Source organism: Nocardioides sp. P5_C9_2 (assembly GCF_054049555.1).
In genome coordinates, this window is sequence record NZ_JBFUMD010000087.1 from 1 (window position 1) to 9,916 (window position 9,916).

Here is a 9,916-nt window from a genome sequence, read left to right on the forward strand (position 1 = left end):
CGCGCTGACCGGGCACCGGGGATAGGTTTCTCCTGATGCGCGTACTCCTCGCCGGCGGTGGCACCGCCGGCCACACCTCGCCCCTGATCGCCACCGCCGACGCCCTGCGGCGGCTCGACCCGACGGTGGAGGTGCACTGCCTGGGCACGCCCCGCGGCCTGGAGAACACCGTGGTCCCACGGGCCGGGTACCCGCTCCACCTGGTGCCGCCGGTGCCGCTGCCGCGCAAGCCCTCCGGCGAGCTGCTCCGGGTCCCGCTGCGGCTGCGCGACGCCGTACGCCGCACCCTCGAGGTCTTCGACACGGTGCGGCCCGACGTGGTCGTGGGCTACGGCGGCTACGTCTCGATGCCGGCCTACCTCGCCGCGCGCCGTCGGCGGCTGCCGCTGGTGGTGCACGAGCAGAACGCGCTGCCCGGCCTGGCCAACAAGGTCGGGGCGCGGGTCGCGGACCGGGTCGCGGTCAGCTTCCACGGGACGCCGCTGCCGAAGGCCGAGTACGTCGGCCTCCCCATCCGCCGGATGATCTCGACCCTCGACCGGGCGGAGGCCCGCGACGGGGCGCGACGCTTCTTCGGTCTCGACGCCGACCGCCCCACGCTCCTGGTCACCGGCGGCTCGCAGGGCGCCCGGCAGCTCAACCTCTCGGTGTCCGCGGCCGCCGAGGCGCTGGCCGAGGCCGGGGTGCAGGTCCTGCACGTCGTCGGCCCGAAGGGCGAGGCGGACCCGGTGCCGACCGGCGTGCCCTACAAGGTGCTCGACTTCGTCGACCGGATGGATCTCGCGTACGCCGCCGCGGACCTCGTGGTCTGCCGCTCCGGCGCCTCCAGCCTCACCGAGGCCGCCGCGGTCGGGCTGCCGGCCGTGCTCGTCCCGCTCCCCATCGGCAACGGCGAGCAGACCCTCAACGCCCGCACGGTCGTCGACGCCGGGGGAGCGCTCATGGTGGGCAACGACGCGCTCACCCCCGAGTGGGTCCGCGCCACGATCCCGACGCTGCTGGGCGACGCCGACCGGCTGGCGCGGATGGGTGCCGCCGCGGCCGCGCTCGTGCCCCGCGACGCCGACGAGGCCCTCGCGCGCATCATCGTCGAGGTCGCCCGGTGATGACGCCGTGAAGGTGCCCGTCCCCGACGTGCTGCTCCCGGCCGACCGGCTGGGGAGGGTGCACTTCACCGGCATCGGCGGTGCCGGCCTCTCGGCGATCGCCCGGATCATGGCCCTCCAGGGCGTGCCGGTGAGCGGCAGCGACGACCAGGACACCCCGTTCCTCCCCGCGCTGCGCGAGGTCGGTGTCACCTGCCACCTCGGCTATGCGGCCGAGCACGTCGCCGACGCCGACACCGTCGTGGTCACCACGGCCGCCCGTGAGGACAACCCGGAGGTGCTCGAGGCCCGGCGCCGCGGGCTGCGGGTCCTGCCGCGCTCGGCCGGTCTCGCCGCCGTGATGGCCGGTCGCCGGGTGCTGGCCGTGGCCGGCACGCACGGCAAGACGACGACCACCGGCCTGCTGACCAGCGCGTTGGTCGCCGCGGGCGCCGACCCGACGTACGCCGTCGGCGGTGTGCTCAGCGCGACCGGCCGCAACGCCGACGCCGGCCGCGACGACCTCTTCGTGGCCGAGGCCGACGAGAGCGACGGTGCGTTCCTGGTCTACCGTCCCCACGCCGCGATCGTGACCAACGTCGAGGCCGACCACCTCGACAACTGGGGGACCGAGGAGGCCTACCACGCGGCCTTCGAGGAGTTCTCGGCCACGATCGACCGCGACGGCTTCCTCGTCGTGATCGGCGACGACCCCGGCGCCGCGGCCCTGGCGACCCACGCGCGCTCCCGGGGGCTCGAGGTGATCACCGTCGGTGAGGACGAGTCGAGCGACCTGCGCCTGGTCGACGTCGCCTTCGAGGGCACCACGTCCCGGGGCCGGGTGCTGCGCGACGGCGAGGTCGTGGGCGACCTGGTGCTCCGGATCCCCGGCAGGCACTACCTGCTCGACGCGCTGGCCGCGCTAGCCGTCGGCCTGCGCCTGGGCCACGACGTGTCCGGCCTGCTCGCGGGGCTGGCCGGCTTCACGGGCACGGGCCGCCGGATGGAGCTCAAGGGCGAGGCGGCCGGCGTGCGTGTCTACGACTCCTACGCCCACCACCACGTGGAGATCGCGGGCGACCTCCAGGCCGCCCGGGCCGTCGTCGGCGAGGGCCGGCTCGTCGTCGCGTTCCAGCCGCACCTGGTCTCCCGCACCCGGATCTTCGGCGAGCAGATGGGGCTCGCCCTGGGTGCCGCCGACGACGTCGTCGTGCTCGACGTCTACCTGGCCCGCGAGGACGCCGACCCGGCGGTCACCGGGGCGCTCGTCGCGGACGCCGTACCCCTCGACGCGCAGCACGTCCTCTTCGAGCCCGACTTCGACGCCGTGCCCGCGGCACTGGCCGACCGGGCGCGTCCCGGCGACCTGGTGCTCACCCTGGGCGCGGGCAGCATCACCGAGCTCGGTCCCCGCGTCCTCGACCTGCTCCGGAACGCGCATGGCTAGCGCGACCGGGACCCGTCCCACCGACGACGAGCGCCGCGAGCAGCGCGACCGCCAGCGCTTCGCGCGGCGGCAGCGGGCCCGTCGCTGGATGCACTGGCGGGTCCTGGCCGCGGCGCTCGTGCTCGTCGCGCTCATCGCCACGACCGTCTGGCTGGTCTTCTTCTCCGCCCTCCTGTCCGTCGGCAAGGTCGAGGTCGAGGGCAACCGGCTGCTCGGCCCCGACCGGGTCCTCGCCGTGGCCGAGGTGCCCATGGGCGAGCAGCTCGCCCTCGTCGACATCGAGGCGATCTCGCGTCGGGTCGCGGCCCTGGCCGAGGTCGCGGACGTCGACGTCACTCGCGTGTGGCCCGACGGGGTCCGCATCGACGTCACCGAGCGCACCGCGATCGCCGTGGTCGAGCTCGGCGGCCGGCTGCGGGGGCTGGACGCGGACGGCATCGTCTTCCGCGACTTCAAGACCGCCCCCAAGGGCCTCCCGCGGGTGCGCCCGACCACCTCCACGGGCTCCGACGCCCTGGCCGAGGCCGCCGGCGTCGTCGCGGTGCTCCCCGGGGACCTCGCGGCGCGCGTCGACCACGTCGAGGTGCAGACCATCGACCAGATCACCCTGGTGCTGCGCGACGGCCGCCAGGTGCTGTGGGGGAGCGCGGAGCAGTCCGAGCTCAAGGCGCGGGTGCTGCCCGAGCTGCTCGCCGCGCAGCAGGCGCAGGTCTACGACGTGAGCGTCCCGGAGAGCCCGATCACCCGACCGAGCTGACGCTGCCGGGTGCCCTGCGCGTCGGGTTTCCCGCTGGCGGCGGGTGCCGGCCCGCCCCGGTGGCGGCCGGCGAGCGGTGAGACAGCCACATTCCGTCCGCGTGGACGGTGGCTGGGTGACCCCTCGCCCGGCGTGTCCGCCGCGACACCCCGGGTGGCGGTGCCGGAGCCACACAACCACCTGGTCGAAAGGTGGGTGACTCACCGCTGACCACGGCGACTGGCCGCGAACCACGGAGACGACCGCCGACGGCGACCACCGACAACAGCCCGCAGCGACAGCCGGACCCCTGCACGCGGCGTACGAAAAAAGATGCGACACGGGGCGTGTCGTCGAGATGTGTCGCCACGTCCTGCCTATGGTCATCTGCAACGCGAGGTTGACATAACTATAACCCTCAGGTTCACGGTTAGAGTTCCGGCCGCTGAGGGCAGAGACCGCCAGCCACGCGCCCCTGTACGACACACCAACGCGACAACCCAGACCGCGATCCGGCACCCGGCCGGACCAGACCCGAGAGAGGCCTGCAGCCGTGGCAGCAGCACAGAACTACCTGGCGATCATCAAGGTCGTGGGTATCGGTGGAGGCGGCGTCAACGCCGTCAACCGGATGATCGAGGTCGGCCTCAAGGGTGTCGAGTTCATCGCGATCAACACCGACGCCCAGGCCCTCCTGATGAGTGACGCCGACGTCAAGCTCGACATCGGTCGCGAGCTCACCCGCGGCCTCGGAGCCGGCGCCAACCCCGACGTGGGCGCCAAGGCGGCCGAGGACCACGCCGACGACATCGAAGAGGTCATCAAGGGCGCCGACATGGTGTTCGTGACGGCCGGCGAGGGCGGCGGCACCGGCACCGGTGGCGCACCCGTCGTGGCCCGTATCGCGCGCTCGCTCGGTGCGCTGACCATCGGCGTCGTCACCCGCCCCTTCGCCTTCGAGGGCCGCCGTCGCGCCAACTCCGCGGAGGAGGGCATCAGCCAGCTCCGCGAGGAGGTCGACACCCTCATCGTGATCCCGAACGACCGGTTGCTGTCGATCACCGACCGCAGCGTGTCGATCCTCGACGCCTTCAAGCAGGCCGACCAGGTGCTGCTGCAAGGTGTCTCGGGCATCACCGACCTGATCACCACCCCCGGCCTGATCAACCTCGACTTCGCCGACGTCAAGTCCGTGATGGCCAACGCCGGCTCCGCCCTGATGGGCATCGGTTCGGCCCGCGGCGACGACCGGGCCGTGCAGGCGGCTGAGATGGCCGTCTCGTCCCCGCTGCTCGAGGCGAGCATCGAGGGTGCGCACGGCGTGCTGCTCTCCATCGCCGGTGGCTCCGACCTCGGTCTCTTCGAGATCAACGAGGCGGCGGCCCTGGTGTCGCAGTCGGCGCACGCCGAGGCCAACATCATCTTCGGTGCGACCATCGACGACGCCCTCGGTGACGAGGTGCGGGTCACGGTCATCGCGGCCGGCTTCGACGGCGGCATGCCCAAGCGTCGCTCGGAGGGCAACGTGCTGCGCCCGCAGACCCCGGTGCAGTCCCAGGCCGAGACCCGGGCCGCCGCCCAGCAGGTCGCGTCCCAGCGGCCCGCCGCGCCGGCACCGACGAGCTTCGAGCCCTCGCGGCCCGAGTCCCAGCCGGTCCAGCAGTCCACCCGGCCGGCGCAGCAGTCGACCCCGCCGTCGGCTCCCGCGCGCCAGGAGCCGAGCCGCCCGAGCCGTCCCGTGCAGTTCGACGACGACGACCTCGACGTCCCGGACTTCCTGAAGTAGTAGATGTTCGCTTTCCGCGACGTCCGTGAGGGCGACGTCTCCCGGCTCCGGGTGGACGTCGCCTTCACTGATTCCTCCCTCGACCTCCAGGGGCTCCGGCAGGACTTCCCCGAGCTGCTGGCCCGCGTCGAGGGCACCATCGGCGTCCCGCTGGCCCGCCTCTCGCAGGTGCACGGCGACGAGGTGCTGGTGGTCGACGCCCCGATGCCGCTCGGTCAGGCGCCGGACGGTGACGCCCTGGTCACCACGACGCGCGGACTCGGCCTCATGGTCCGCGTCGCCGACTGCGTCCCCCTGGTGCTGGCCGACGCCGAGGCCGGCGTCATCGGCGCCGTCCACTCCGGTCGTCCCGGCCTGGTGCTCGACATTGCCACCCGCACCGTCGAGGTGATGCGTGCGCAGGGCGCCACCGACATCGTCGCGTGGGTCGGACCGCACGTGTGCGGCCGCTGCTACGAGGTGCCCGAGCAGATGCGGAGCGAGGTGAGCGCCGTCGTGCCCGAGGCGTACGCCGAGACGTCGTGGGGCACGCCCGCGCTCGACATCGGCGCCGGGGTGCGGGCCCAGCTGGCCCGCGAGGGCGTCCCGACCGTCGACGTCGCCGGATGCACGCTCGAGGAGCGCGGTCTGCACTCCTATCGCCGTGACGGTGCTGCCGCCGGGCGCTTCGCGGGTCTGGTGTGGCTCTCGTGACCCGCGCCGAGGACATCGCGGCCAACCTCGCCGTCGTACGCCGTCGCATCGCCGACGCGTGCCTGGCCGCCGACCGGGCACCCGACGAGGTGTCCCTGGTGGTGGTGACCAAGTTCTTCCCGGCCTCCGACGTGCGGGTGCTCGCCGACCTCGGGATCACTGACGTCGGCGAGAACCGCCACCAGGAGGCGTCCGACAAGGCCGCCGAGTGCGCCGCCCTCGGCCTGCGCTGGCACTTCATCGGTGCCCTGCAGAGCAACAAGGCGTCCGCGGTCGCGTCGTACGCCGACGTCGTCGAGTCCGTCGACCGCCGCAAGCTGGTCGCGCCGCTGGACCGGGGCGCGGGGGAGCGCACGGTCGACGTGCTGCTCCAGGTGAGCCTCGACCCGGCGGGGTCCGACCACCGGGCCGGCGCGGACCCATCCGCCCTCGTCGAGCTGGCGGACGCGGTGGCCGGCGCCGAGCACCTGCGACTGGGTGGCCTCATGGCTGTCGCGCCGCTGGGCGAGGACCCCACGACGGCGTTCGCCCGGCTCGCCGGCATCCACCGGGACCTGCTCATCCACCACCCGACGGCCACCACGCTGTCCGCGGGGATGAGCGGCGATCTCGAGCACGCCATCAGGCACGGCGCGACACACGTGCGTGTCGGGTCCGCGGTCCTCGGTCCGAGGCCTGCGGTCAAGTAATGTCCACATCRGTCACATGGCGCCCGTTCCCGGGCGCCCGGTCTACCGGAGGATCCATGTCATGAGCGGCGCCATGCGCAAGATCGGCGAGTACCTCGGCCTGCTCGAGGACACTGGCCAGTACGACGAGTTCAACGACGAGACGACCAAGCACGACGTGGTCGCCGAGCAGCCTTCCCGCGAGCCCCGGGACCGCCGTCCCGCCCCCGTGTCCGACATCGCCGAGCGCCGCCGTCCGGCGCCGGTCTCTCCTGGAGTGGTCGCCGAGTTGAGCCGCATCACCACCTTGCACCCGCGCAACTACAACGAGGCCCGCCTCGTGGGTGAGAACTACCGCGACGGCACGCCCGTGATCATGAACCTCTCGGAGATGGACGACAACGACGCCAAGCGTCTCGTCGACTTCGCCGCGGGCTTGATCTTTGCCACGCGTGGCACCATCGAGCGCGTGACCAACAAGGTCTTCCTGCTCTCCCCGCCCAACGTCTCGGTCTCCACCGAGGACAAGGAGCGGATCGCGGAGAACGGCTTCTTCAACCAGAGCTGAGCGACTACGTGACTATCGTCGGCGAGATCCTCTACGGACTCGTCTGGGGCTTCATCGCTCTCCTGTGGGTGCGTTTCGTCGTGGACTGGGTCCAGGTGTTCGCGCGTCGTTGGTCCCCGTCGGGCATCCTGCTGGTCGCGCTCGAGGTCGTGTACACGATCACCGACCCGCCCATCAAGGCCCTGCGGCGGGTCATCCCTCCGCTGCGCCTGGGCTCGGTCATGCTCGACCTGAGCTTCCTGCTGGTGATGCTCGGCGCCTACCTGCTCCTCGTGGTGATCGGTAGGGTCTTCGCGTAGCGATACGCTCGAAAGTGACCTGGCCCAGCAGCCCCATGGGTCACTGACACTGCGCCGCGCCGTGGCGCTAGTGTGTCCGGGAACAGCCCCGGTTTGCCATCAACGTGAAAGTTTGGGTGACGTCATGCCGCTGACGCCTGAGGACGTGAGCAACAAGCGCTTTACGCCCGTCCGCCTCCGCGAGGGGTACGACATGGGCGAGGTCGACCAGTTCCTCGACGAGGTGGAGGCGGAGCTCGCCAGGCTCACCAAGGAGAACGACGACCTGCGGTCGAAGCTCTCCGCGGCCCAGACCGGCGGTGCGTCCGCCCCGGCCCGTACTCCCGAGCCGGCCAAGGTGGAGGAGAAGCCGGCCACGGCGCCGACTCCCGCCCCGGTGGCGGCCCCGGCCGCCGCTGCGGCTCCGGCCCCCAGCGCGGAGACGATCCGCGTCGAGACGGTCCCGCAGGCCTCCAACGCGGCCGCCCGCCTGCTCGAGCTGGCGACCCGCAACGCCGACGAGCTCGTGGACGAGGCCAAGAACGAGGCCGACAAGATCGTCGGTGCCGCCCGCACCAAGGCCGAGCGCCTGGAGGGGGAGTCCAAGACCAAGGCCGACCGCCTCGAGGCCGACGCCCGTCAGCGCTCGCAGATGCTCGACTCCGAGACCGCCGAGCGACGCCAGCAGATGTTCGGCGACCTGGAGAAGGAGCGCGACAAGCTCAGCAGCGAGGTGGAGACCCTCCGCTCGTTCGAGCGCGAGTACCGGTCTCGCCTCAAGAGCTACTTCACCCAGCAGCTCGAGGCCCTGCAGGGCTCCGGCTCCGTGGCCGACATGCCGGCCGACGGTGCTCCGGCGCCGAAGCGCCTGCGCTCGATCCTGGGCGAGGACGAGAACAACTGACCCACCGGGCCGCACGGCCCGTCGTACGACATCGAGAGCGGCCGGTTCCCGTGCGGGACCGGCCGCTCTCCACCCTTGTGGGCGAGCCGCTTGGTCGGGCTCCCAGGCAGGGGTACCCTCCCTGCCACCGTGTGGGAGACACCGCCACACCTCGGTCCCCAGGAGATCTGCCCATGGCCAGCACCCGCAAGTCCCTCGCCGGCAGTGCTGCAGCCGCGGCCAAGAAGGTGATCGGCCGGCGGCCCGGCAAGCCGGAGGCGGAGGAGGGAGCAACGCGCGAGACCGCGGCTCCTGCTCGGAAGACGGCCGCCAAGAAGGCTCCCGCCGCGAAGAAGGCCCCCGTCAAGAAGGCCCCCGTCAAGAAGGCCCCCGCCGCCACGAAGGCGGCGCCCGCCAAGAAGGCGGCCCCTGCCGCGAAGGCGCCCGCGAAAAAGGCACCCGCCACGAAGGCCCCCGCCAAGAGAGCGCCCGCCACGAAAGCGACCCCGGCTGCTGCGACGGCGACCAAGAAGACCTCTGCCACCAAGAAGACCGTGACGAAGAAGGCCGCCGTGAAGAAGACCGACACCACCGTGAGCACCAAGAAGGCGCCCGCCTCCTCCCTCGTGGTGAAGGAGGACGAGAGCGGCTGGACCAAGGCCGAGCTCGACGAGGTCGTCGCCGACCTGCACACCCAGCGTGACAAGCTCGTGAGCGTCCTCGACGAGGCCGAGCACGACCTGGCCGGCCTCATGCGCGATGCCGGTGACGGCGCCGGGCACGACCAGGCGGACATGGGCGCGACCAGCTTCGAGCGCGACCACGAGCTGACGGTCCTCAACATCGAGCGCGACATGCTCGCGCAGATCGACCGCGCGCTCGGTCGCATCCACGACGGCAGCTACGGCATCTGCGAGTCCTGCGGGGAGCCGATCGGCAAGATGCGTCTCATGGCTTTCCCGCGTGCCACACTGTGCATGACATGCAAGCAGCGCGAGGAGCGTCGCTGAGCTCCAGCGACCCGGGTACCCACGACTCACCGGCGCGACCCCGCAGGACCTGGGGGCTCTTCGCCCTCGTGGCCGCCGCGGCGTACGCCCTGGACCTGGGCACCAAGCAGTGGGCCCTGGCGCATCTCGAGGACGGCGACATCCCCGTCCTCGGTGACTGGCTGGTCCTGCACCTCACGCACAACCCCGGAGCCGCGTTCAGCACCGGCACGGAGTTCACCGTCGTGTTCAGCTGCCTGGCGCTGGTCGCCGTGCTGGTGGTCCTGTGGCTCAGCCGCCGTCTCGGAAGTCCGCTCTGGGCCATCGGTCTCGGGATGCTGCTCGGCGGTGTCGCCGGCAACCTGACCGACCGCATCGTGCGCGAGCCCGGCTTCATGCGCGGCCACGTCGTGGACTTCCTGATGCTGCCGAGCTGGCCGGTGTTCAACGTCGCCGACATGTGCATCAACATCGCGGCCGGAGTGATCATCGTCCAGTCGTTCCGGGGCGTGACGCTCGCGGGCCGCCGGGCCGAGAGGGACGGGTCGTGAGCGCGTACGTCGACCAGCGCACCGTGTACGTGCCCGAGGGTCTCGCCGGTGAGCGCGTCGACGCGGCCATGGCCCGGATGTTCGGCTTCTCGCGGACCCGCGCCGCCGACCTGATCGCCGACGGACACGTGCGTGTCGACGGCGACGACGTGGGCAAGAGCGACCGGCTGCACGCCGGGTCGATGCTCGAGGTGTCGATCCCGGCCGAGGCGGACCCCCTCGAGGTGGTCCC

The 9,916-nt window shown here is 72.2% G+C and carries 12 protein-coding genes; all 12 read left to right on the forward strand.

Annotation, left to right across the window (positions count from 1 at the left end):
- The first annotated feature begins 35 nt into the window (after positions 1 to 35).
- A complete protein-coding gene (gene murG / locus ACXJKL_RS06550; RefSeq protein ID WP_457206252.1) occupies positions 36 to 1,106 on the forward strand; it encodes an undecaprenyldiphospho-muramoylpentapeptide beta-N-acetylglucosaminyltransferase in 1,071 nt (356 codons plus the stop codon).
- Positions 1,107 to 1,113: 7 nt separating this feature from the next.
- Positions 1,114 to 2,532 carry a UDP-N-acetylmuramate--L-alanine ligase gene (gene murC, locus ACXJKL_RS06555; protein WP_457206253.1) on the forward strand — a complete coding sequence of 473 codons (1,419 nt, stop codon included), beginning with the start codon at positions 1,114 to 1,116 and terminating at the stop codon, positions 2,530 to 2,532.
- On the forward strand, positions 2,525 to 3,289 hold the full coding sequence (locus tag ACXJKL_RS06560) for a cell division protein FtsQ/DivIB (protein WP_457206254.1): 765 nt from the start codon (positions 2,525 to 2,527) through the stop codon (positions 3,287 to 3,289). Before murC ends, ACXJKL_RS06560 begins: the two co-directional genes overlap by 8 nt.
- 532 nt (positions 3,290 to 3,821) lie before the next feature.
- A complete protein-coding gene (ftsZ, locus tag ACXJKL_RS06565) occupies positions 3,822 to 5,054 on the forward strand; it encodes a cell division protein FtsZ (protein WP_457206255.1) in 1,233 nt (410 codons plus the stop codon).
- Positions 5,055 to 5,057: 3 nt separating this feature from the next.
- Complete coding sequence (locus ACXJKL_RS06570; RefSeq protein ID WP_457206256.1) at positions 5,058 to 5,747, forward strand: polyphenol oxidase family protein; 690 nt, start codon at positions 5,058 to 5,060, stop codon at positions 5,745 to 5,747.
- A complete protein-coding gene (locus ACXJKL_RS06575) occupies positions 5,744 to 6,436 on the forward strand; it encodes a YggS family pyridoxal phosphate-dependent enzyme (RefSeq protein WP_457206257.1) in 693 nt (230 codons plus the stop codon). The genes ACXJKL_RS06570 and ACXJKL_RS06575 overlap by 4 nt, the downstream gene beginning before the upstream one ends.
- Before the next feature lie 61 nt (positions 6,437 to 6,497).
- Positions 6,498 to 6,983, forward strand: coding sequence for a cell division protein SepF (locus ACXJKL_RS06580; RefSeq protein WP_457206258.1), 486 nt, complete (start codon positions 6,498 to 6,500; stop codon positions 6,981 to 6,983).
- Between the two features lie 8 nt (positions 6,984 to 6,991).
- The gene (locus ACXJKL_RS06585; protein WP_457206259.1) at positions 6,992 to 7,282 is read left to right on the forward strand and encodes a YggT family protein; all 291 of its coding nucleotides are present in this window, start codon (positions 6,992 to 6,994) and stop codon (positions 7,280 to 7,282) included.
- A 124-nt stretch (positions 7,283 to 7,406) separates the two neighbouring features.
- On the forward strand, positions 7,407 to 8,165 hold the full coding sequence (locus ACXJKL_RS06590; RefSeq protein WP_457206260.1) for a DivIVA domain-containing protein: 759 nt from the start codon (positions 7,407 to 7,409) through the stop codon (positions 8,163 to 8,165).
- A gap of 173 nt (positions 8,166 to 8,338) precedes the next feature.
- Positions 8,339 to 9,154 (forward strand): TraR/DksA family transcriptional regulator, encoded by an 816-nt coding sequence (locus ACXJKL_RS06595; RefSeq protein WP_457206261.1) that lies wholly within the window; start codon positions 8,339 to 8,341, stop codon positions 9,152 to 9,154.
- Positions 9,127 to 9,684, forward strand: a complete 558-nt coding sequence (gene lspA / locus ACXJKL_RS06600) for a signal peptidase II (protein ID WP_457206262.1) — start codon at positions 9,127 to 9,129, stop codon at positions 9,682 to 9,684. Before ACXJKL_RS06595 ends, lspA begins: the two co-directional genes overlap by 28 nt.
- Positions 9,681 to 9,916 (forward strand): S4 domain-containing protein (locus tag ACXJKL_RS06605; RefSeq protein ID WP_457206263.1); only part of this gene is annotated, 236 nt, incomplete at its 3' end. The genes lspA and ACXJKL_RS06605, both read left to right, overlap by 4 nt.

What these genes read in the sequence shown, in the direction of transcription:
- murG (WP_457206252.1), top strand. Translation starts at nt 36, where the DNA reads ATGCGCGTACTCCTCGCCGGCGGTGGCACCGCCGGCCACACCTCGCCC.
- ACXJKL_RS06560 (WP_457206254.1), top strand. Translation starts at nt 2,525, where the DNA reads ATGGCTAGCGCGACCGGGACCCGTCCCACCGACGACGAGCGCCGCGAG.
- ACXJKL_RS06570 (WP_457206256.1), top strand. Translation starts at nt 5,058, where the DNA reads ATGTTCGCTTTCCGCGACGTCCGTGAGGGCGACGTCTCCCGGCTCCGG.
- ACXJKL_RS06580 (WP_457206258.1), top strand. Translation starts at nt 6,498, where the DNA reads ATGAGCGGCGCCATGCGCAAGATCGGCGAGTACCTCGGCCTGCTCGAG.
- ACXJKL_RS06590 (WP_457206260.1), top strand. Translation starts at nt 7,407, where the DNA reads ATGCCGCTGACGCCTGAGGACGTGAGCAACAAGCGCTTTACGCCCGTC.
- ACXJKL_RS06595 (WP_457206261.1), top strand. Translation starts at nt 8,339, where the DNA reads ATGGCCAGCACCCGCAAGTCCCTCGCCGGCAGTGCTGCAGCCGCGGCC.
- lspA (WP_457206262.1), top strand. Translation starts at nt 9,127, where the DNA reads ATGCAAGCAGCGCGAGGAGCGTCGCTGAGCTCCAGCGACCCGGGTACC.